Here is a 20,646-nt window from a genome sequence, read left to right as displayed (position 1 = left end):
AGCTCGGCAGATTAGCCGGGTCCACACAGGACAGGGCCCTACCGCGCACGTGCGGTGCCAGGGCCCTGTTCGCGTCCCGAGGCCCGGCGCGGCGGGGCCGACGGCGGCCTGGTGGCGAACGGCCCTGGACGGCGGCCGGGTTGAACGGCGGCCAGGGGGCGGGCGGCGTACGGGCGGGTTCGGCGCGGTGGTGAAGATCACGACGCGGTCCGGTACCCGGTTTCCGGCCCGCAGGCCATCCGCTTCCCAGGCGGTTCCGACCCGTTTCCAAGACCGCGCCCACACGTTTCCGAGACGGCCCGGACCCGTTTCCCGCTCGGATCCTGTACGGAAATATGGGTTCGGACTGTGTGGAGGGCCACTGTACGTACGGCCCTACGTACGGGCGGAACCCTTGCTAGATTGGGCCCTCACAAGGCCACGTTGTATCCGCTTCCGGTGAGTTCATATCCGGTTCCGGCGAGTACATATCCGGTCTTGGACATGAGAAACGCCCTACGGAACCAGGTGTCCAACCACCCGGAGCGTCCCGAAGGGCGAGTCTCTATCTGCCTACCAGCAGAGTGTTACAGCAGTACACCAGCGGTCCGCCCTCGGGCGGGCCGTTCGGCGTTGCGGTCCAGGAAGTTCTCCAGGATCTCGCCGAAGACCCATCGTCCGGCGCCGTCTCCGACGCCTTCGGCGGCCCCCAGTCCGAACTTCTCCGCCAGCTTCCGCCGGAAGGTCTTCTTCGGTTTGGGGGTGGTGCTCCCGTCGTCGTTCGGTGCGGCGTCGGTCCCCGACTGCTCGGGGTCCTGGCCGTCCGTTTCCGGGGCGGGGTGACCGGTCTCCTGGTTCGTTTCGTCGGACGGGTCGTCTGGCGGCGTGACCTGGTTCGGGTCGGTGGTGTCGCTCACGGTGGCGCCTTTCGGTGAACCTGCGTGGGCCACCAGGGGAGTTCACCCTGATGGCGTTTCGCAGGTCCGCGAACGGTGCCCGAGCTAGCCGGTGTTGAGTCTAGATCAGGCGCCCGCCGACGGTGGCCCCCTGTGGATAACTACCGGTCCGGGTGCGGCGAGCGTCACACAACACCCGGACAGCACCCCAGGTCAGCGGCCGGATACGCCAATGGCGCCTGTCAGATGCAGGGTCTGACAGGCGCCATTGTTTTCGGTCTTCGGGTCAGCGGGCCCGCCGCACGACACGCATACGGAGTGCTCGGAGACGGAAGGCCGCCGAGCGCAGTACGCGGCGCCACCGGGGGGCGGGGCGGCCACCGATCCATAGGGCCAGCTCGGGCACCGCGGTGGCGCCGGCGGGGCGCGGGCCTACGGGGATGCGCACCCAGGGGCCGTCACCGCGCTGGATTCCCCCGTACTCGGTGTCCGTCATGCGCACTGCTCCTTAGTGATCACCGTGGGGCCGGTGAAGGCGCCGCCCTTGTCGGCCTGGCCGTCGGGCTCGTGGAGCCCCTCCACGGTGGCGTGGTACCTCGTACGGTAGACGCCCGGCACACACGGTGCGGTGACCTTCGCTTCCTTCGTCACGCGCAGCGCGGGGGCCTTGTCGAAGGCGTCGCGCTTGACCTCGGCCCACTTCCCGGCCTGGTCGCGCTTCTCCAGGATGACGGTGAACGACTGGCGCAGGATCGGCTTCCCGCACGTCTCGTCTACGCGGGCCACCAGCTGGCCGGCCTTGACGTGGGGGATGTGCGGGACGAACAGGCAGTCGGACCCGCCGCCGCCGGTGACGTTGCCCTTGTTGTCAGCCGGGGCGGGGGCGCACCCGCCCTGTTCGGCGCCGAGCGTGACGGCGAGGGCTAAGACGGTGGCGGCCAGGGTGGTGGTGCGTCGCACGGGGTCTCCTTCGGTGGCGACGGGGAAGGGCCCGGCCATGTGGCCGGGCCCCGGATGGTGCGGTGGTCAGCGCTGGATCACGGGCTGGCCGTCGTGGAGGTGGGCGACGCGGACGGTCAGGTCCTCCCCGCCGGCGGCCCGGATGAAGCTCGGGAGGGCAAGGGAGGCCGCGACGCTGCGGTGACGTCCGCCGACGCACCCGAACGCCACGGTGACCGGGCCCGGGTTGGGTCCCTTGCGGTAGGCGAGGACCTGCGCGGCGGTGGCCTCCAGCAGCTCGGTGATACCGGCGGTCTGCATGACGTTGCGGGACACCGGGAGGTCGTGGCCGGTCATCTGTCGCATGGCGGGATCCACGTGCGGGTCCCGGAAGTGGTGGCGAAGATCCACCACGACGGTGGCGGCGGGCGGGTGTTCGCCGTCCTGGTGGCCGTATCCGAAGCTGATCACGTGGACGTCGGCGACGGTCAGCCGGTCCAGCTCGGCCTGGCACGTGGCCAGCAGGTCGGTGATCTGTCCGGCGGCCGCCACCAGGGCGGGGTCGGTGGCCAGGGGGCGCAGGGTCTCCACCCGGCGGGTGTAGTGGGCGATCAGGCGGGCCTCGGTGACCTCGGCCGGGATGTTGTCGCCGTACTCGGCCAGCTCGGCGAACAGCTGCTCTTCGTTGTCGCCCAGGCCCTCGGTCGTGGCCTGGTACTCGGCCAGCAGCTGCTCGTACGCGGCGCGGGCGCGCTGGTCGACGGTGAGCTGGTCGCCTTCGGCCTGGAGGGTGAACACGGTCCGCAGGGCGGCCATCAGGTCGGTGGACTCGGTCATGGTGGTGTCCCTTCGTGGTCGGGTCGTTGGTCCGGGGTGGCGCGGTCAGACGCCCGAGGTCGTCCCGGTGATGCGGTGCGCGTCGCGGACGATGGCGGCGTGGTCGAAGGCGAGGGCGCCGGGGTTGTCCAGCGGGACCCACTGGACGGCGGCGGCGTCGTCCCCGGCCTGGGCGGTGGTGTCGGCCGGGACGGTGGCGGCGTAGGCCACGGTCACGTAGCGGCCCCGCGGGTCACGGCCCGGGGCGTCGTAGACGCCGATCAGGGTCAGGTCGTCCGGCGAGACCTGGACGCCGGTTTCCTCCAGCAGCTCCCGCACGGCGGCCGCCAGGGCGGTTTCGCCCGGGTCGACGTGGCCGCCGGGGAGGGCCAGCTGGCCCTGGTGGGGCGGCCATCCCCGTTCGATCATCAGGACGTGGCCAGCTCGGATGCAGACCACATCGGCGGTGTACCGGATCGTCTCGGGCGGGGTCTCGGTCATGGTGGTGTCCCTTCGTGGTGGCGATCGGTCGGGTTCGGGTCAGGCGAGGGTCAGCGCGGTCAGCAGGGCCAGGAGCAGCGCGCCGAGGGCGGCCGCCGTGGTGTCGATGGCCCGCCGGATCGTCCGGTACTTGCGCAGGACCATGCGGGACATCAGGGCGACGTGGTCCGCGCTGTGGCCCTCGGCCAGGTCGGTGGTGACGCCCTCGGCGCCGGCGCAGGTGGCCCAGTGGAGGTAAGAGCCTCGGGGGCTTCCGCCGAGGCGGGGGCGGATGACCAGCAGGGCCATGGCCATGGCGGCGGACAGGCCGAGCGCGCCGAGGCCGACCAAGACCAGAGCGGCGGTCGGTAAGCCCTTGCCGGGGACGGCGGCGATCAGAACGGTCAGGGGGAGGCCCAGGACGGTCAGCAGGGCGGATGCCTTCGCGTCGGCGCGGCCCATCTCGGCGAGGACTTCGTTTCGGGCCTGGTTCAGGCGGGCCTCGGTGGTGGCGGCCGGGGTGGTGGTCGTGGTCGTCATGGTGATGTCCCTTCGATCGGTGGTTCGTTCCTCGGTGCAGCTCAGACCCTAACCCTTAGTTGCACTCGTGTGCAACCCATGTTCAACCGAGGGGCAGGAAAAGACCCCCGAGCGTGGCGCCCCGGGGGTCGGCCCGCCACGTCAGCAGGACGGGCAAGGGATGGTGAGTTCGGGGTGGGGGATGGTGCCGCCGCCCGAGCTGGACCCGCACACCAGGCACTTCCGGGAGCGGCGCGGGGCCGGGATTCCGAGGGCCTTCCGGTAGGCGGCCACCGGCGGGATCTTCACCGGCTGCTCCCCGCCGTCGCCCTGCTCCTGGTCCTCGGCGACGTCCGCCTGGTCCGGGTCGAAGGGCTGGCCGGTGCGCAGCTTCCACGCGGTGCGGAGCAGGGCGGCCGCGGCGGGCGCGGCCATCTTGCGGGCGCGGCGGCCGGCGGCGCGGGTGGCCTTCCGCAGGCCGCGGCGGGCCGAGGTCTTGAGCTTGCGTACGGCCTTCTTCCGCCACCGGCGGGGCGCGGTCTTCACCTTCCGCACCCGCTTGCCGACTTCGGCCTTGACCTCGGCGGCCGCGTACTCGGCGGCCTCGGTCACCTTCTCCTCCAGGGTGGGCCGGCGGGTCCCGGTCAGGATCAGGTCGCGCCACTCGGCGGCGAAGTCCAGCTGTGCCTCGGTGGTCGCGGACCAGACGGCGTCCATCAGGCCGTTGGTCACGCCGGTGTCCACCAGGGCCCCGCAGGCGCCGCAGTTCACGACGGCGGCCCACGGCTCGAAGGGCGGGGCGCTGCGGGTGATGACCAGGTGTGCCCAGGAGTCGTCACAGGCGCCGCAGGCCAGCAGCTGCTCGCCGAGCAGGGCGCCGGGTTCAAGGTGCAGTGCGGTGGCCATCGTTCACCACCGGTTCTTGATGCTGGAGCGGCGGCCCTTGACGGTCTGCACGATGGTGACCCCGGCCGGGGCGCGGCCGCTTCCCTTGTTCACGCGGAGCAGGAGCAGCAGGACGGCGCCGCCGCCGAGGATCGCGGCCAGGGTGATCAGGGCCTTCACCAGCGCGGCCAGGGCGGCCGCGATGGCGGCGACGGCCAGGGACAGTCCCCACAGGCCGAGGCCTGCCGTGCCGATGGCGACGCCGCCGACCAGGACCCACTTCATGCCGGGGGTGAGGAACGGGCCGCCCTGCTCCGCCGGGTACGGGGCGGCCGGGTAGTAGTGCGCCGGCGCGGCGTGCTGGAGGGTCGGGGCGGGGGCCAGGTTCACCGGGTGGGCGGCCTGGACGACGACCTGGCGGCCGGACGCGTCGGTGAGGACGTAGGCCGGGGCCGGCACCGGGTGGGTGGTGGCGTACGGGGCGGGGTCGGTGTGCACGGCGGGTCTCCTCGGCGAAGGGCGTCTGGGTGGGTTTGTACCTGTCTTTGTCCCTGTCCGTCGCCGCGTTGTCGCAGGTCAGACGGTGTCAGGGACCCTGTCCGGGGGTGGGGTGACCCTGTCCGGCCGGGACAGGGTCCGCACGGCCGGGGTCAGGCCCGCGCCCCGGTGCATACCGGGATGAACCAGGGCGCGGGACAGGGTCGGGACAGGGTGGTGGAGCTGGTCAGGCGGTGAGTTCGAAGACCTTCGCCACGGCGGTGGTGATCGCGGTGAGCGGGTAGCCGGCGGTCTTCTTCCCGTCCCACTCCTGGCGCTTCGACTCCTCGGCCGTGCGGGCCACCAGCTTGCCCAGGCGGGCCTCGGTGATCTCCACCCCGGCGGCCGTCAGGCGCTCCATCAGGGCCGAGGTCGGGAGCCACTCGGCGCCCCGCTCCCCGTCCTGCTCGTACTCCTCGAACGCCTCCACCAGGACGGCCAGGACGTTGCCTTCGTCGGTGCCGAGTGCGCGCAGCTGCTGGGCCACCGGCTGCTCCCCGGCCGGGAGGGTCCCCGCGGCCTGGCGCATGGCGTACGCCCGGGTGAGCAGGGCCACCACTTCGTCGTCGTTGTAGTAGTGCGAGAGCACCATCACGGGGTTCGTCCCCTCGGCCCAAAGGAACCCGGCGCCGCGCATCTCAGACTCGATGGCCTTCGCCGAGTAGCCGGCGGCGGCCGCGCCCTGGCCCAGGACGGTGTCGGACGCCTGCGGGGTCAGGCAGCGCAGCGCGTAGCGGATGGACAGGATGTCTCGCAGGCCGGTGGGGACGACGTCGGACGCGGGCTTCTGGGTCGCACAGATGGTGATGATGGCGGCGGCCCGGCCCTTCGAGACGATGCGCCGAATCAGGCTGGCGATCTTCTTACCCAGCTTCTCGTCGTCGGTGAGGTAGCCGGCCAGTTCGTCGATGTAGCAGACCAGCTGTCGCAGCTGCGGGTACTTCGCGGCCAGTTCCTCGGTCACCTTCCGCTTCCCGAGCGACTTCAAGAACCGGTAGCGCGCCTTCATCTCCCGGTGGAGCTTCTCCAGGAAGGCCAGCATGGCGTCCCCGTCCCCGTCGGGTTCGTACTCATCCACGATGCCTTCGTAGAACTCCAGGTCACCGCCGCCCTTACCGTCGGCCAGCCACAGGGAGACCCGGGGGTCCAGCGCGGCCGCCAACAGGACGTTGTTCGCGGCCGCCGACTTCCCGGCGCCGGGCTCACCGCCGAACAGGCCGGAGCGCTCCACCCAGGACGTCATCACCTGCTCCCCGCGTGCCGTGACGCCCATGGAGATGCGATTCCAGAAGTTGATCGGGCCTTCGTGCGCCAGGAGCGGGCCGGGGGCCGGGTCGCCCGTGAACGGAAGTTCCTTCGACACCCGCAGGTCAATGCGCCCAGCGCGGCCGGCGCGGCCCTGGTCGACCTGGGCGACCTCCACGCCGAACGCCGAGGCGAGCGACTCACTGGCGGCCATGGCCTTCTTCGCGGTGACGCCCGGGGGAAGGTCGAACATCGCGCACCAGGCGCGGCCGTCGCGCTCCAGCATCGCGGGGGTGACCATGCGCAGGGACTCATCCTTCGCGATGACCCCGGCCGCGATGTAGACGCGGTTCAACAGGGGCTCGGTCATCGCCACGCCGTCGCCGAGGTACTCGAACTCACTGCCGTACGTGTCGTCCACGTAGTTGGGGTGCCGACCTACGAACGCGCCGCCGGTGAAGGTGGCCAGGGCGCCCGAGGCGGCGCCGAGCATGCCCTGGGTGACGTACCCGCCGGTGATCGCGGCGACGGGCGGCACGTACGCGGTGGCGCCGCGCCACATGCGGGCCCTGTTCCGGTCCTTCTTCGTCTTCTTGTAGAGGTTCGCGGCGGCGATGGCGGCCGTCTGGGTCTTCTCCGCCTCGGCGCGGGCCTTCGCCTTACTGGAGGGCAGGACCTTGAAGCGGGCTTTGCGGGCGGACTGGCGGGAGTCCTTCGCGGTCATGTAGGCGAGGTTCCGGGCGGCGTCCACGTTGGCGCCCTCCAGGCCGCCGACCCACTCGGCGGTCCGTACGGTGCCGCGCTTGAACTGGGCGGCGTGGCCGCGCTCGGTGCGCTGGCGGGACACCCAGCGGCGGGCGGCGCGGCGCCGGTTGCGGAGCACGACGTGGCCGCGGGCCTTCCACCCGTCCGCGCTGCGGGTCCACAGGGGGAACCAGGGCAGGTCACCTTCGATGTCCTCGGCCAGCTCCAGGCCGAAGTTCGGGGCGCCGACCACCAGCGTGGGCGGGACCTTGAACGCCTCGGTGTCGGCGGCGGCCGGGGCGGTGGTCTTGCCCAGGTCGACGGTGGCCGGCCCCAGGGCGGTGGTGATGCGGTGGACCTCGGCGGCCTCGGGCACCGTGTGGGCCTCGGGCGTCCAGGCGGTGGGGAAGGTGATCACGTTGGAGGCGCCGGCGGTCAGTTCGGTCTCGGCGTGAAGGTCGGTCATGATGGCTGCTCCTCGTGTGCGTTCGGGCATGGGGGAGCCCCCCGGCCTCGGCCGTAGGAAGCGGGCCGGGGGGCGTCATCTGTGTGGTCTGTGGGTGGGGCGGGTGCTCTGCCCGTGGGCCCTGGGCCCTTCGCCGGGTGGCCTGCCCGCCCCTGGGGTGGCGCTACTTCGTCGCGTCGTCCTGCTCGGCCTTGACGGCGGCGAGGACGGCGTCACGGACGCGCTTCGCGTAGTTCGGGGACCGGCCCAGGATCTTTGCCACGGCCGGGGTGGAGAACTGTGCGGGGGCGGCGTCGTGGAGCTTGCGGGCGGCGTCCAGGACTTCGTCCGTCAGGGGGTCCGTGTCGTGCTTGTAGCGCGTGGACGTATCCCCCTCCCGCCCAATATTCACAAGGGCTGTAGCGCCCTCGGTGGGGCCTCCCTGCGGCTTCTTCGGACCCCCCTTGGCCGGGGTGCCGCCGCCGTCGCCGCCGGTGCGGAAGATGTCCGCCAGGAGTTCCTCCACGGCCAGGTGTCCGGCGGCCGTCATGTGCTCGGCCAGGGTCTGCTCCACGTACTCCCGGGCGGCCAGTTTCGCGGCCAGTGACTCGATGGTCTGGCCGAGCGGGAGACCCTTCACGGTCACCCAGGCGTCGGCCCACAGGTCGGACGCCTTCACGTTCACCGAGTTGATGGACAGGACCTGGTAGTGGTCCCAGACGTCCGGGTGGGCGGCGGCCCGTCGGGCTTCGTCCCAGGCGCGGTCCCGGCTGATCTGGCCGAGCGGGTGCGCGGCCAGGATCCGCTCGAACTGCTCCCACGCGTCCGGGTAGAGGGTGGCGCGCTTCGCGTCCTGCTCGGCCAGCTCGGCCTCGGCGGCCACCCGGTCCGCGGTGTTCTTCTCCTCGATGGCGGCCCGCCTGTCGGCCTCCACCTGGCGCCGGCCTTCGGCCTCCAGGCGCTTGCCCTCCACCTCGGCTTCGGCGGTGACCTTCGCGGCCTCCAGGTCGGCGGCGGCCTTCGCGGCCTGGGCGTCGGCCAGCTTCCGCTCGGCGCGGGTCGCCTTCGCGTTCTTCGCCCGGGCGCCGAACTCATGGATGGCCCAGAACGTGGGGCCGGCCAGGGAGCAGAACCCGCCGACCAATCCGAAGGCCAGGCCGATGTTCGCGTGGGTGGCGCCGTCGTAGACGTTCACGCCGGCCGCGATGGCGGCGGCGATGGCGGCGCCGGTCAGGTACTGCCACACCGTGCGGCGTGCCGCTATGGCCGCTTCGGCCTGGCGCATCATCACCCAGGCCGCCGACTCCAGGACCAGCGGGGCCAGCATGTCCCAGGGCCGGTCAGGGGACCAGAACGCCCGCAGCTGGAGCGGCATGGCGACCAGGAAGCACGCGATGGCGAACGCCTTGACCGCCTTCGCGGCCTTCGCGTCACGTCGGGCGACCTCGGCCTGGCGCTCCCGCTCGGCCTCCTCGGCGGCCTGCTCCTCGGCGGCCGCCTTCACCTTCGCGGCCCGCTCCTCGGCGTCGGCGTCCTGGTCGGCCTTCGCCTTCGCGGCGGCCTCCCGCCGGATCTCCTCGGCCTTCGCCTGCGCGGCGGCGATCTTCGGGGCGTCCAGGAGTTCCTGGCGGCGGCGGGCGGCCTCGGCCTCGGCGGCCGCGGTGGACGCCTCCAGGCGGGTCTTCTCCGCGTTCGCGGACTGCTCGGTGAAAGAGGGGGCGCTCACCGGTGGATCTCCTTCGTGCTGGTCGTGCTGGGGTGCGGGTCGGTGTGGGAGGGGGAGGTGACGGCCAGGACGGTGTCGATGGCGGCCGTGATGGCGGCGCCCGCCGCCGCCTTCCCGGACCGGGCCGGGCTGATGAGCGCGCCCATGTGGACGGCGTACGCGCAGGCGGCCAGGTAGGGGTCGAAGTGCTCGGCGTTGTTTGCCATGACCGCGGACACCTGGTTGACGCGCTCGGTGTCGGTCAGGCCGGTGCCGCAGATCACGGGGGTGAGGGAGCGGAAGGCGTCCTGGAGCGCGTACAGCTGGCGGTCACGGCGGGAGCTGGTGGCCAGGTAGCGGTCCCGCTTCTCTTTGAGCTGCTGCATCTCCTCCAGCAGCTCGGCCAGTTCGTCGCGAACGATCTTCCAATCGGCCAGGTGCTGCTCGGCGGTGGCCTCGGCCAGGTCGGCGCGGATCGTCTCGGCGTCGCGGGAGGCGGCCAGCTCGGTGGTGACCTTCTCTTCGTCCTCCAGCATGTGCTGGTAGGCCAGGGAGGTAAGGCCGGCGGCGACGGCGTCCAGCTCGGCGTCCACGGTGCGGTCGGCCTTCGCCTGGAGGTCGCGCAGGGTCTCGGTGCGAATCAAGCGGATCACTTACGGCCTCCCTTGAAGAGTCCGGCCAGGGCCCAGTAGGCGAGTCCGGTCACGATGACGAAGCGGGTCAGGAAGGTGCCGGCGGTCTCGCCCGGGGTGCCGATGGACCAGTGGGCCCAGACACCGGCCAGGGCGGCCAGGACCAGCAGCAGCGGGGAGAACCCGGCGGCCTTCGCGGCCGGGGCGGCCTTCGCCTTCGCGGTGGTCTTGCGGGTGGCGGTCTTCTTCGCGGCCATCAGACGCTCCTCGGGCGGACGGTGCCGGCCAGGCGGAAGGCCATGCGGCCCAGCAGGCCGGCGGCGGCGGTGAGGACGGCGGCCTTCGCGACGGCGGCGGCGGCCGTCACCAGGGCGGTGACCGCGGCGGTGAGGAACGGGAGGGCGGCCAGGCCGAGCGCGGCCAGGACCAGGACCAGGAGCAGCAGGGCCACGGGGTGCATGCGGTCGGCGGCGGTGAGGGCGGCCTGGGCGGCGCGGCCGGTGCGGGTGGCGCTCACGCGGCCCACCCCCGGGCCAGCTCGGTGTCCGTGTCGCCGTACAGGGCGGCGTCGGTCACGGGCCAGATACCGGCGGGCCGGTAGTCCGAGGCCCATCCGTCGGCGTCGTCCTCCCGCTCGATGTCCTCGGCGACGCCCAGGCGGTAGGGGTCCAGGCCCAGGGTGTCCGCGAGGACGGCGGCGCGGCCGTAGCCGGCGGCGATGTCCTGCGGGGTGATGAAGCCGCTGTCCAGCATGTCGGCCAGGGCGTCCAGGCGGATCATGTCCGAGGCCAGGCTGGCGTCCTCGGCGCCCAGGACCAGGTCGGTGTCCAGGCCGGTCAGGACCGAGAGGTCCAGGCGGGCCTCGGTGCGGTCCATCCACGCGGCGAAGGTGTTGGACGTCCGGACCCCGGGGCGCGGCGCGGCGAACTCGGGGGTGGTGACGTTCCGCTGTGCGGAAACGGGCACACTGGTGCTCACGGTGGTGCTCCTCTCGGTGATGTCGAGTGGGCGCCGCCACAGCACCGGGCACGGGGTCGCATCCCTGCCCGGTGCGCCCTTTTTCCGGGGTCGCATCCCGGATCTAGGCGTGGCGGTAGTGCTGTTATCGGCCTACCTTCCCGGGGTCGCATCCCGGTCCGGCTGGCGATGTGACGACTGTGTCACTCCGCGTCCCGACTGTCAACACACCTAGATGTGTGGTTGTATTGGCGTCACCGGAACACCGGTCTGGACACACAGAGAGGCCACGCCCGTGGCGCACGCCCGTACCCCGAAGTGGCGGCAGCTTGCCGACCAGATCGGGGAGGACATCAGGACCGGCGAACTCCCGCCTGGCGCCCTACTGCCGAAGATCAGCGACAAAGCCGCCGAACTGAAGTGGAGCGGGGAGACCGTGCGCCTGGCCTACCGCGCCCTGGTGGACGAAGGGCTGGTCACCAGTAGCAAGAACGGCGGCACCCGCGTGGCCGAGCAGCTCGGCAAGATCCGCCGGGACGCCACGTACCGCTACTCGAAGGCCGCCCGCGAAACCGCCGGCGCCCGCGGCGCGTTCGCGGCCGAGCTGGCCCGCCTCGGCCTGGAGTACCGGGCGGGTGCAACCCGGATCGCCCGGGAGCCTGCGCCCGCACACCTGGCCGAGCTGCTCGGCGTCGGCGCGGCCGAAAAGGTCCTGGTCCGGGAGCGGGTCATGACCGCCGATAAGGCGGGCGTCCGTGCCGACCGCGCCACGGTCGCGCAGCTGGCCACGTCCTACTTCCCGGGGGACATCGCCTTCGGCACTCAGCTGGAGGAGCAGGACACCGGCCCGGGCGGGTCGAAGTCCCGCCTGGCCGACTACGGCCACGCCCAGGAGTCCATCACTGAGGAAATCGACGTGCGTCGGCCCACGGGCCCCGAGGTCGCCGCGCTGCGCATCACCGCGGAACAGCACGTGTTCGAGATCCGGCACATAGGCCGCACGGCCACCGGCCGGGTCAGTGAACTGGCCGTTCACGTCATGCCGGTTTCGCTCTGGACCCTGTCCTACACCTGGGCCATCGACCCCGCCTGACCACCACCGAGCACACCACCACCATCACGAGGGAGCGCACCACATGCCCAGCAACACCATCGACTCCACCGGCGGAATCCTGCGCGACGCCCGGACCCGCTACGCCCAGCGCGCCCAGGGCGGCGCCCACGGGGCCTTCGAAGCGGAGACGCGCCAGGCCGGCGGGACGCCCCGCGCCGAGGTCGACGTGACCACCGCCCCGGCCCCGGCCGAGCTGGCCGAGGTCCTCGGCGGCGGGGACGTCGTGGTCCGCTCCCGCCGGATGTTCGACGGGGACCGGCTGGTCCAGCTGTGCACCACCTATGTGCCGGGCTTCGTGGCCGAGGCCGCGCCGGCCGTCGGCCAGGTGGACACCGGGGTGGGCGGCATCATCTCGCGCATGTCCGACGCGGGTCTGGCACAGGCCGACGTCACCGAGGACGTCAGCCTTCGTCCGGCGACGGCCGAGCAGGCCGAGGCCCTCGGCGTGGAGGCCGGCCGGGAGCTGCTCACCATCGAGCACACCGCACGCACCGAGGACGGCCGCCTGGTGGAGCACACGACCCACACCCTGGCCCCGGGCTGGACGCTGCGCTACGGCGTGCCGCTCAGCTAACGGCGGCCTGCTGGCCCGGCTGCTCCGGCGGCCGGGCCTTCGCACATCTGACCGAGACTGTGACGAGAAGTCACGGTGTGCGGTTGAATGTGCCGTTCGGAGTGTGGCGGCGCGAACCGCGACACAGACGCCTATCTGGCGCCACCCCACCCCGGACATGGAAACGCCCCCTCGGCGGGAACCGAGAGGGCGCGTTACCACTGGTCATCCCCGGCGACCCGAACACTTTGGCGGGTGGAAGGTCAGCCGGTTCAGCTCCCCGAGGCCCGAGGGTCTCGGGGCTCTACGTCGGGGTACGCCCCCGTGAGAGAGCAGGACGTCTTGCACACGGTACCGGCCATGACGGCCGTAGTCACCACGGGCCTGTCGGCCCACCGGGTGGACTCCATCACCCCGGCCTCCACTGTCACCCGTACCACCGACACCACCCTGGCGGGTGTCCGGTGACCAGCTACCCGTCGAACTCGCACCGCCCCACGGTCTACCGCGTCGGCGGTACCGGCCTTCGATACGGCCGCTTCGCGGTCTGTGTGTCCGCCGACCCGGACCCGCTCTTGAACACCGGGCAAGCCGTGGCGCTCTACTTCCGGTTGATCACGTTCGCGGGCGTCGACTCCCGCAACACCGACCAGGGCCACCCGTACCGGGCCCGTCTGGCGTCCTCCCTGTCCTGCTCGAAGAAGACGGTGGACCGCGCTACGGACGTCCTGGAGAAGGAGGTGGGGCTGGTCACCGTCGAACATCGGAAGGTGGCGGGGAAGCCGGACGAGAACGACGCGAACGTGTACCACCTCCATGACGGGTGGCTGCTCGACAACGAATTGCCTCCCCTGACGACCCCGCCGCAGCTGGTGGCCCGCTACGGCCACACCGTCCGGGGGTTCGACGCGGACGCGTGGCTGGCCGAGCACGCGCCGGCCTTCGACCTGGGCGCCTGGCGGGCCGCGCACGCCGAGCGTCTCCAGGCCCAGGAGGAGCGGGAGGCCGAGGCCCGCCGGAAGGAACGGGAGTCCCGGAACCCGAAGAAGAAGACCGCCGCACCGGCCGCGAAGAAGGCGGCCGCGAAGAAGACCACGACCCGGAAGCCTGCGGAAACGGGTGCTGACCAGCAGGAACAGGCTCTCGCAGGGGGTGGGGACATGGGTGTCCCCACCCCCCCTGATGGCGAAGGGTCCCCGGCCGAGGGGGGTAGGGACACCCATGTCCCTACCGGTGGGGACATGGGTGTCCCGACGGGTGGGGACATGGGTGTCGCCCTTCTTTCAGTAGCCGGTAGTTCAGTAGCCACCTTCGAGAAAGACCACCTTGGTGACGGCCGTAGGCCATCTACCGGTGGCTTTGCGAGTGCGGGTGCGCGCCCGGGCGCGGGTGATGGAGTCCAGCCCGAGGGTGGCGGCTTCGCCGCCGTCACCGAGGAGTCCGCCGCCGAGGTGAAGACCGATGGGCCGGTGCCGGCCGGGAAGCCTGCCCGGAAGCGGGCGGCCGCCCCGGCCATCCGGACCCGGGAGCCCCGGCCGGTGCCCGGTGACACCGAGGTGTTCGAGCGGCTGGACTCCCTGGGCGTCCTGACCTCCCCCGCGAACCGCATCCCGCCGTTGCGGCGGGCCGTCCGGGAGTTCCTCGGCGCCCAGGCCGACGCCCGGGACACCGCCTTCCGGCTGTACCCGCGCACCGTGGAGCACGCCGTGACCCGGATCAATGCCGGGTGGACCCGGGAGCACACCGCCCGGACGGCGCCGGGGTTCGTCGGGTGCAAGCGCTGCACCGACACCGGATGCACCGGCCCGCAGGACCGTTGCGACCGAATCCGCAAGCCCCAGGCGTACCTGGCCGAGCTGCTCCAAGCCCAGGACTGCGACCGCCCGGACTGCGAGCGCGGCGTGATCCTCGGCACCCGGGAGACGTGCGCCCTGTGCGTCGCCCGGGCCCAGGCCATCGCCGAGGACCTGGCCGCCACCACGTGGCTGGCCGAGGACACCGCCCGCCAGGCCGAGGCCCAGGCGAAGGCGAAGGCCGACGCCGAGCAGCGCGCCCGGGCCGCCGCCGAGGCCGAGGCCCACCAGGCCGCCGAGGCCGAGGAGACCCGACGTATCCGGGAGCAGCTGGCCGCCGACCACCCCGAGCTGGCCGCCGGCGCCGAGGTCCCCGGCCCCCGAGGCGGCGACGGGTACGCCCAGGCCGCCGGCCGAGGCCGGGCCGCCGCCGAGGAGCAGCGCGTCCGCGCCGCCCTGGTCGCCGAAGGCATCGTGGGCACCGCCCTGGACACCGAGGTCCGCCGACGGATGACCGCCTGGAAGGCCGACCGCCGCCGGGAAGCCGAGGCCGCCGACCTGGCCGCCCGCGCCGCCCGGCCCGTTGGCGCCTGGCCCACGGTCAGCCACCAGCAGCAGGCCGCCGCCGCACCGTTCTAGATCCACACCACACTGGGGCGGGGCCACAACACCCGCCCCAGTGGCCCCAGGTGACCGCCTGACGGCCCGGCAGGCCCTCCCGCGTCTCTCGTGTCGCCGGTGGGCATGATCGGCCCGCAGGTGGCCGTACAGCCCCTCACGCACTACCGCGGCCCCGCACGGCCGCTGACCACCCGGCACCACCGACCCGAAGGAGACCAACACCGTGCGGATATCCGACCCGTTGACCCAGGCCACCGTCGTACCCGACCACGTCCTGGCCGCCGGCCTCCCCCTGGGCGACCTCGGCCTGTACGTCCACCTGCGCGCCGCCCTCACCGGCTACTCCCACCCGCCGCACACCGAGCACCTGCTGGAGGACCTGGCCGCCCGGCCCGGCCTCGGCGATGTCCCCGCCGCCGAGCTGCGCGCCGGTATCGAGCGGCTGACCGCCGCCGGCCTGCTCGAAGCCCGCGCCGCGTAGGCCGGCAACCGCCGCGCACCCTGGGCACGGATGCGCGAAGGCCCCCCACCAGCTGGAATGGCGGGGGGCCTTCGCCTGTCTGTGGCTACTCGGCTTCGACGGTGTCCACCGACGGCGCCACCGGCGCCAGCTCGGGCGCCTGGACGTCGGGGTACAGCTCCCGGTACGCCTCCAGTTGCTCCCGGTAGTGCGCCTCCCCGGCCTCGGTGAAGCGGTAGTGGTAGACGCTCCGGCTGGAGAACGCCGGCGGGTTGTACGGCTCCAGGTTCCAGTTCCGCATTTCGTACCGGACGAACGACTGGACCGAGGCCAGGTAGGGCCGGTTCCCGCGCTGCGGGTAGCCCTCCACGACGTACAGGTGGGCGGTCCCGAACAGCTCGGTGGAGGGCAGGCCGGTGGGGCCGGCGGCCGCGACCTTGACCAGCTCCCGCCACAACCATTCGGCCACCGCCCACTTCGGCTTCGTCGCCCGGGCCGGGGCGCCGCCGTGGTGGGCGCGGACGGCCTTCCGCCCGGCCGGGGTGATCCACACGTACACCAGCTCCCCGCCGAGCAGGCCGGGCACGTGTTGCAGTTCGATCAGCCGGGCCCGCTCCAGGACGGCCAGCGTCGACCCCGCGCCCGACTCGTACACCCCGGCCGAGCGCAGGCGGGACACCACGGGCCCCCCGGGGTCGTTGAAGTGGATACGCCGCCACTCCCGGGCCGGGGTGTTCGACCAGTGGCCCCGCGCACCGTCGCGGCGGTGCGATTCCTCGGCGGCCTGGTCCACGTCGTACAGCGTCCGCAGATAGGTCTGTTGGCGGTCGTTCAACGCCTCCCACGTGGCCAGTGCCGTGTCTGCCATGCGCTGCTCCCTCTCCCCCGGTCCGGTCACGCGGCCAGCGCCACGGCCGGGGCCGGGCGGTCGACGGACACCAGGACTACCGGCTGGAGGGTGGCGGCCGCCACCTGCTCCGAGGTCACCGCGGCGACGTCGGCCACGCCCTGGGCCAGCGCCCACGGGTCCACCGGGGCCAGCGCCCAGACCTCGGCGGCCACCGCGGCGACCTGGTCCCACAGGGCCGCCCGCACGTCCGTGCCCGAGGCCACCGGGGCGCCGGGGCGCATGAAGCCGGTGAGTGCCTCCAGGACGGCCGTGCGGAACTCCCGCGCCCGCCGGGCCCGCTGGTCCGGCGTCAGGTCGTCCAGGTGGCCGCCCAGCGTCGCCATCAGGGAGCGGCGCCACGTCCCGAGGCGGCGGGCGGCGCGGGTCGCCAGGCGCTCCAGGCCGTCCAGGACCGGACCCAGGGCGGCCAGCATCTGCTCCACCGCCCGCGCCGGGCCCGCCAGGTCCAGCTGGCGCCACAGCTCGGCGCCGCCGTGCGTGCCATCGGCCAGCAGCCGGCGCGGCGTCGACACCTGGACACCGAACAGCGCGGCCAGCTCCACCACCACGGCGCGGGCCTCCCGCGCCCGGTGCGCCCGAGCGGCCGGGAAGCTGACGCGGGCCAGGCCCCGGCCGCCGACCTGGTGGTGGCGGGAGACCTCGGCCCGCACCGCCGCACGGCGGACCGGGCCCTGGGCGGCGTCGTGCGCGGCCTGCTCCGCGAACTCCTCGGCCAGGACGTCGTCCAGGTCGTCCTCGGCGCGCACCACCTGCGGGGCCGGGGCGACGGCGTCACGGCACACGCCGCACCGGGCGGCCACCGCGACGGTGTCCGGGCACTGGCCGCACCCGCTCATGTACTCCCGCTGGGCCTGCTCCTCGGCGGCGGCCGCAGCCTGGCGCCGCTCCTGGACCTCGGCCTGGTGAGCGGCCTCGGCCCGGGCCCGGATGGCCTCGGCCTCGGCGCGGCGGGCGGCGGCCTCACGCTCGTACTGGGCGTTCCGTGCGGCGGCCGCGGTGGCGCGGCGCTGGACCTCCACGCCGCCGGGGAGCGGCGGGAGGAGCTGGAGGGTGCGGCGGGAGGCCACGGCCATGGAACGGGCCACGTCCTGGCGGTGCGCGGCGAACCCTTCGGGGGTCACGAAGGGGAGCGTGGAGGCGCGTACGGCGCGCATGGCCACCAGGCCGTCCGCCGAGGCCACCACGCGGCCGCCGTCGGCGTCCTCCAGGAATCCGGCGTGGACCAGGTCGTCCACCACGTCGGTGGCGATCCGGCGGCCGCCCGGGCGCATCCGGTACGCGCCGTCCGCGTCCACGATGCCGGGGCCGGCCGCGTGCTCCACGACGGCCAGGTGGCGCTCCGTCCAACCCAGCACGCGGGCGGTGCGGTTCGCCTCGGCGGCACGGGCGACGGCGGCCAGCTCGGCCTCCAGCTCCAGCGCGGCCGCGGCCTCGGCCTCCACCTCGGCGCGGACCTCGGCCAGCTGGCGGGCGGCGCCGGCCTCCAGCTCCTCCTCCGAGGGCTTCGCGTCCTCGGCATCGGCGTGGGCGCGGACCAGGTCCCGCAGCTGGGCGCTACGTCGGTCGGTGTCCCAGTCGGTCCAGCCCGCGATGCCGACGCGGTCACCGTTCGGGGCGTAGATGGTCCAGGCGCCCCGCTCGACCACGACGACGTAGACGGCGCCGCGGGTGGTGGCGTGGACCAGGCCGGGGCCCTGTTGCTTGACGGTGATCCGGCGGGCGGTGGTGGTCACGTGCTGCTCCTTCGTGGTGGCGGTACATGGGGCGGGCCCGGCCGGGGAGACGGCCGGGCCCGAGGTCGGGGCCTACGCGGCGGTGTCGAACTCGCGGTACGCCCGATAGGTCAGCTCGGCCAGGTCGGCCACCGGGAAGGCGGGGACCTCGGTCCGGCCCCGGGCGCCGGCCGGGCGGCCGATCCGGCCGTGTTCGGCGCCGACCTGCTCGGCCTCGGCGGCGGTGGCACAGAAGGAGTCCGATCCCTGGCGGGAGATGATCCCGTGGCGGGTGCAGGACGCCCACCACTTGCCCTTGTCGCGGCCCTGGCGGACCTGCTGGACCAGGATGCGGGCGGAGCAGGCCGGGGCCGGCGCCTCGGCCTCGGCGGCCGGGGCGTGGTCGGCGCCGAGCTGGGCGGCGTCGCGGTAGGTGTCCGACCACATGCCGCAGGAGGGGGCGCTGTTGTCGCGGGTGATGATGCCGTGGGCGGCGCACTGGGTGGACCAGCGGCCGCGGTTCGGGCCGAACTGCGACATCTTGACGGTGACCGCGTGCTCCCCGCAGGTGGCCACCGGGAGGGCCTGGCGGACCACTTCGCCCTGGTAGCCGTTGCAGACGATTTCCTGGGTGCCGAAGTCGGGGGCCGTGGTGCGGGCCTTCGCGACGATGACGGCCAGTTCCTCGCGGGCGGCCTCGGCACCCACCGGGCACGGGGAGACCTGGAAGGTCTTGTGGTCCACCACCATGGCGTTCGAGTTGGCGATGATGTCGGCCACGTCGGCGTTGACCAGGCGGAACAGGTCTTCCCAGGTCCAGCCGATGATGGCGGCCACGCGGCGGGCGGCGGCCTTGACGTGGCGGACGGCGCGGTCCTTCACGGTCTTGCCGGCGGTGGACTGGGAGATGACCGCGAAGGCAAGGGCGGCGTGCTCCAGGTCGTCCCAGGCGGCGTCCATGGTGGTGAAGTCGCCGGTGGGGGTCTGGGTCTTCGTCGTCTTCGCCATCGTGTGCTCCCTTGTTCGTCCCTGATGACCCAGACTCTACCCTGAGTTGAACGCATGTGCAACTCAGGTTCAACTCAGGTTCCGGCCCACAGGAAGGCCCCCGCCCGGGGAGTCGGGCGGGGGCCTTCGGGGGAGGCGGTCAGGCGCCCGGCGCGGCGGCGGCCGGGACAGGGGACTGGAACACCTGGACCACCGCCGACCCCCGCGCCGGCGTCCATCCCGCCTCGGCGAACAGCCGGCCCGCCCGCGCCCGCAGGCGGTCCCGCTCAGCCGGGTAGCCGTACCGCATCCGCCCATCGGTGACCCACCACACCGTGACCTGTCCGTCCGGCCCGAACGGCGTCGGGCGTACATACCAGCCGTTCGCCTCGGGCCCGATCACCTTCCGGACCTCGGCCAGCTGCTCGCCCTCCAGGACCTCCAGCGCGGCCTGGACCACCGGGTGGTCGGCGTCGGCGGCCTGCGCGCCCAGGCCCACCTCGGGGGCCGCCGCCTCGGCGGCCTCCCGGGTCGGCATGTGCCAGACCATCAGCTGGAGGTTCCCGCCGCGCTCCACCACCCACCCCGGTGTCGTCTCGAACAGGGTCGTGGCGGTGCGCAGGCGGGCCCGCGGCGGCCGCTGGTCCGCGCCCACGGTCGGGCGCCCGTCCTCCAGCCACCGCACCGCCACGCGGCCGGTGTCGCCGCACGGCTGGACCCAGTAGCCCGTCGCCCCGCCCAGGTCGTCGGCGTCGACCACGGCGGCCAGGGGCTGGCCCTCCAGCGCGGCCAGTGCGGCGACGGCCACCGGGTGGGCGACGTCCTCGGGCAGCACTCCGGCCGGTCCCGCCTCGGCGGCCGCGCCGACCTCGGCCGGGGCGGCCGGGGTGAAGTGCTCCAGGCCGTCCCGGTGCGTGGCGGTCCAGGACCCGGCGCCGACCTCGGCGACCGTGACCAGCTTGACCTCGGCCAGGCGGCGGGCCACCCGCAGGCTGTAGCCCAGGCCCGAACGGACCGCGCCGTCCCGCCGGATGACCGCATACAGCGCGGCCTGGGCCGGGGTCAGGGCGTCCACGGCCCGCTTCCGGGTCTCCAGGGCGGTCAGGTAATCGGCCTGCTCCTGGGCGTAGGCCGCCGTGGAGAAGCCGCGTTCCACCACCAGGCCGGACGGGTTGACCACCTCGAAGGCGTCGGTACCGACGGTGGGGCGGACGGTGTAGCGCCAGACCGGGGCGTCCTCGGCCGGGACCTCGGCCACCGGCTGCTCCTCGGTCGGGACCTCGGCGGCGGCCGGGGCCGGCTGCTCGGTGGCGGGAGCCTCGGCGACCTCGGCGGCCGGGGCGGCGGTCAGCTTGGCCGCGTTCTTGCGCAGGTACATGGTCGCCGCGCCCCGGTTCATGTAGCAGCTGACCAGGACGCGGCCCTGGGTGTCCGTGGCGCCGAACAGCGAGCCCATGCGGAACGTGAAGCCGATGGCCTCGGTGGAGTCCTTCGCGGTGACCTCACGGACCTGGTCGGCGGTGGGGGCGTAGGCGGCGCGGATCGTGTTCTGGATCTCGGTGGTGGTCGTCATCGCGGTGTCTCCTTCGGGGTGTTCCTTGCGGCGTTGACCCTGACTCTACCCTTAGTTGAACTCGTGTGCAACTCGTGTTCAGCATGGAGTTCGCGCACAACAAAAGACCCCCGCCGGCCACATGGCCGACGGGGGTCCGGGAGT

General features: G+C 73.2%; 22 protein-coding genes. 4 read left to right on the top strand and 18 right to left on the bottom strand.

Features of this window, described 5'->3' with window-relative positions; all coding sequences use genetic code 11:
* Positions 1 to 566: 566 nt before the first annotated feature.
* The 14 genes from AC3IYI_RS43650 to AC3IYI_RS43585 form a co-directional block, all read right to left on the bottom strand.
* Positions 567 to 896: a hypothetical protein gene (locus AC3IYI_RS43650; protein ID WP_489412513.1), complete on the bottom strand. Its 330-nt coding sequence runs from the start codon at positions 894 to 896 to the stop codon at positions 567 to 569.
* A 265-nt stretch (positions 897 to 1,161) separates the two neighbouring features.
* Positions 1,162 to 1,371: a hypothetical protein gene (locus AC3IYI_RS43645; RefSeq protein WP_489412512.1), complete on the bottom strand. Its 210-nt coding sequence runs from the start codon at positions 1,369 to 1,371 to the stop codon at positions 1,162 to 1,164.
* Positions 1,368 to 1,835: a hypothetical protein gene (locus AC3IYI_RS43640; protein ID WP_489412511.1), complete on the bottom strand. Its 468-nt coding sequence runs from the start codon at positions 1,833 to 1,835 to the stop codon at positions 1,368 to 1,370. The genes AC3IYI_RS43645 and AC3IYI_RS43640 overlap by 4 nt, the downstream gene beginning before the upstream one ends.
* A 66-nt stretch (positions 1,836 to 1,901) precedes the next feature.
* Positions 1,902 to 2,651 (bottom strand): RapZ C-terminal domain-containing protein, encoded by a 750-nt coding sequence (locus tag AC3IYI_RS43635; protein ID WP_489412510.1) that lies wholly within the window; start codon positions 2,649 to 2,651, stop codon positions 1,902 to 1,904.
* Between the two features lie 45 nt (positions 2,652 to 2,696).
* Positions 2,697 to 3,131: an NUDIX domain-containing protein gene (locus AC3IYI_RS43630; RefSeq protein WP_489412509.1), complete on the bottom strand. Its 435-nt coding sequence runs from the start codon at positions 3,129 to 3,131 to the stop codon at positions 2,697 to 2,699.
* 39 nt (positions 3,132 to 3,170) lie between these two features.
* A complete protein-coding gene (locus AC3IYI_RS43625; RefSeq protein WP_489412508.1) occupies positions 3,171 to 3,650 on the bottom strand; it encodes a Pycsar system effector family protein in 480 nt (159 codons plus the stop codon).
* A gap of 141 nt (positions 3,651 to 3,791) precedes the next feature.
* Entirely contained in the window at positions 3,792 to 4,535 is a 744-nt protein-coding gene (locus AC3IYI_RS43620; protein ID WP_489412507.1) for a hypothetical protein, read from the bottom strand.
* Positions 4,536 to 4,538: 3 nt separating this feature from the next.
* Positions 4,539 to 5,012 carry a hypothetical protein gene (locus AC3IYI_RS43615; protein WP_489412506.1) on the bottom strand — a complete coding sequence of 158 codons (474 nt, stop codon included), beginning with the start codon at positions 5,010 to 5,012 and terminating at the stop codon, positions 4,539 to 4,541.
* 226 nt (positions 5,013 to 5,238) lie between these two features.
* Positions 5,239 to 7,506, bottom strand: coding sequence for an FtsK/SpoIIIE domain-containing protein (locus AC3IYI_RS43610; RefSeq protein WP_489412505.1), 2,268 nt, complete (start codon positions 7,504 to 7,506; stop codon positions 5,239 to 5,241).
* Positions 7,507 to 7,669: 163 nt separating this feature from the next.
* The gene (locus AC3IYI_RS43605) at positions 7,670 to 9,211 is read right to left on the bottom strand and encodes a hypothetical protein (protein WP_489412504.1); all 1,542 of its coding nucleotides are present in this window, start codon (positions 9,209 to 9,211) and stop codon (positions 7,670 to 7,672) included.
* Entirely contained in the window at positions 9,208 to 9,843 is a 636-nt protein-coding gene (locus AC3IYI_RS43600; protein ID WP_489412503.1) for a hypothetical protein, read from the bottom strand. The genes AC3IYI_RS43605 and AC3IYI_RS43600 overlap by 4 nt, the downstream gene beginning before the upstream one ends.
* Positions 9,840 to 10,079 carry a hypothetical protein gene (locus tag AC3IYI_RS43595; protein WP_489412502.1) on the bottom strand — a complete coding sequence of 80 codons (240 nt, stop codon included), beginning with the start codon at positions 10,077 to 10,079 and terminating at the stop codon, positions 9,840 to 9,842. Before AC3IYI_RS43595 ends, AC3IYI_RS43600 begins: the two co-directional genes overlap by 4 nt.
* Positions 10,079 to 10,339 (bottom strand): hypothetical protein, encoded by a 261-nt coding sequence (locus tag AC3IYI_RS43590; protein ID WP_489412501.1) that lies wholly within the window; start codon positions 10,337 to 10,339, stop codon positions 10,079 to 10,081. The genes AC3IYI_RS43595 and AC3IYI_RS43590 overlap by 1 nt, the downstream gene beginning before the upstream one ends.
* Positions 10,336 to 10,800, bottom strand: coding sequence for a hypothetical protein (locus AC3IYI_RS43585; protein ID WP_489412500.1), 465 nt, complete (start codon positions 10,798 to 10,800; stop codon positions 10,336 to 10,338). The genes AC3IYI_RS43590 and AC3IYI_RS43585 overlap by 4 nt, the downstream gene beginning before the upstream one ends.
* Positions 10,801 to 11,074: 274 nt before the next feature.
* Here AC3IYI_RS43585 and AC3IYI_RS43580 point away from each other — a divergent pair, with 274 nt between their 5' ends.
* The 4 genes from AC3IYI_RS43580 (at position 11,075) to AC3IYI_RS43565 (ending at position 15,341) form a co-directional block, all read left to right on the top strand.
* The gene (locus tag AC3IYI_RS43580; protein WP_489412499.1) at positions 11,075 to 11,872 is read left to right on the top strand and encodes a GntR family transcriptional regulator; all 798 of its coding nucleotides are present in this window, start codon (positions 11,075 to 11,077) and stop codon (positions 11,870 to 11,872) included.
* Positions 11,873 to 11,915: 43 nt separating this feature from the next.
* Positions 11,916 to 12,467 (top strand): UTRA domain-containing protein, encoded by a 552-nt coding sequence (locus tag AC3IYI_RS43575; protein WP_489412498.1) that lies wholly within the window; start codon positions 11,916 to 11,918, stop codon positions 12,465 to 12,467.
* 443 nt (positions 12,468 to 12,910) lie between these two features.
* A complete protein-coding gene (locus AC3IYI_RS43570; protein WP_489412497.1) occupies positions 12,911 to 14,878 on the top strand; it encodes a hypothetical protein in 1,968 nt (655 codons plus the stop codon).
* A 205-nt stretch (positions 14,879 to 15,083) separates the two neighbouring features.
* Positions 15,084 to 15,341 (top strand): hypothetical protein, encoded by a 258-nt coding sequence (locus AC3IYI_RS43565; RefSeq protein WP_489412496.1) that lies wholly within the window; start codon positions 15,084 to 15,086, stop codon positions 15,339 to 15,341.
* 85 nt (positions 15,342 to 15,426) lie between these two features.
* Here AC3IYI_RS43565 and AC3IYI_RS43560 read toward each other — a convergent pair whose 3' ends face one another.
* The 4 genes from AC3IYI_RS43560 to AC3IYI_RS43545 all read right to left on the bottom strand — a co-directional run bounded on the left by AC3IYI_RS43560 (position 15,427) and on the right by AC3IYI_RS43545 (position 20,502).
* The gene (locus AC3IYI_RS43560) at positions 15,427 to 16,188 is read right to left on the bottom strand and encodes a hypothetical protein (protein WP_489412495.1); all 762 of its coding nucleotides are present in this window, start codon (positions 16,186 to 16,188) and stop codon (positions 15,427 to 15,429) included.
* Between the two features lie 26 nt (positions 16,189 to 16,214).
* Entirely contained in the window at positions 16,215 to 17,963 is a 1,749-nt protein-coding gene (locus AC3IYI_RS43555; RefSeq protein WP_489412494.1) for a hypothetical protein, read from the bottom strand.
* 72 nt (positions 17,964 to 18,035) lie between these two features.
* The gene (locus AC3IYI_RS43550) at positions 18,036 to 18,950 is read right to left on the bottom strand and encodes a hypothetical protein (protein WP_489412493.1); all 915 of its coding nucleotides are present in this window, start codon (positions 18,948 to 18,950) and stop codon (positions 18,036 to 18,038) included.
* Positions 18,951 to 19,089: 139 nt separating this feature from the next.
* Positions 19,090 to 20,502, bottom strand: coding sequence for a hypothetical protein (locus tag AC3IYI_RS43545; RefSeq protein ID WP_489412538.1), 1,413 nt, complete (start codon positions 20,500 to 20,502; stop codon positions 19,090 to 19,092).
* Positions 20,503 to 20,646: the final 144 nt, after the last annotated feature.

Source organism: Streptomyces sp. GL_148 (genome assembly GCF_057834205.1).
The sequence above is the reverse complement of the archived record's forward strand: the minus strand, read 5'-3'. Positions and strand labels throughout refer to the sequence as shown.

Coding starts and splice junctions, on each gene's coding strand:
- AC3IYI_RS43645 (WP_489412512.1), bottom strand. CDS start 1,371: ATGACGGACACCGAGTACGGGGGAATCCAGCGCGGTGACGGCCCCTGG.
- AC3IYI_RS43635 (WP_489412510.1), bottom strand. CDS start 2,651: ATGACCGAGTCCACCGACCTGATGGCCGCCCTGCGGACCGTGTTCACC.
- AC3IYI_RS43630 (WP_489412509.1), bottom strand. CDS start 3,131: ATGACCGAGACCCCGCCCGAGACGATCCGGTACACCGCCGATGTGGTC.
- AC3IYI_RS43625 (WP_489412508.1), bottom strand. CDS start 3,650: ATGACGACCACGACCACCACCCCGGCCGCCACCACCGAGGCCCGCCTG.
- AC3IYI_RS43620 (WP_489412507.1), bottom strand. CDS start 4,535: ATGGCCACCGCACTGCACCTTGAACCCGGCGCCCTGCTCGGCGAGCAG.
- AC3IYI_RS43610 (WP_489412505.1), bottom strand. CDS start 7,506: ATGACCGACCTTCACGCCGAGACCGAACTGACCGCCGGCGCCTCCAAC.
- AC3IYI_RS43595 (WP_489412502.1), bottom strand. CDS start 10,079: ATGGCCGCGAAGAAGACCGCCACCCGCAAGACCACCGCGAAGGCGAAG.
- AC3IYI_RS43575 (WP_489412498.1), top strand. CDS start 11,916: ATGCCCAGCAACACCATCGACTCCACCGGCGGAATCCTGCGCGACGCC.
- AC3IYI_RS43560 (WP_489412495.1), bottom strand. CDS start 16,188: ATGGCAGACACGGCACTGGCCACGTGGGAGGCGTTGAACGACCGCCAA.
- AC3IYI_RS43550 (WP_489412493.1), bottom strand. CDS start 18,950: ATGGCGAAGACGACGAAGACCCAGACCCCCACCGGCGACTTCACCACC.
- AC3IYI_RS43545 (WP_489412538.1), bottom strand. CDS start 20,502: ATGACGACCACCACCGAGATCCAGAACACGATCCGCGCCGCCTACGCC.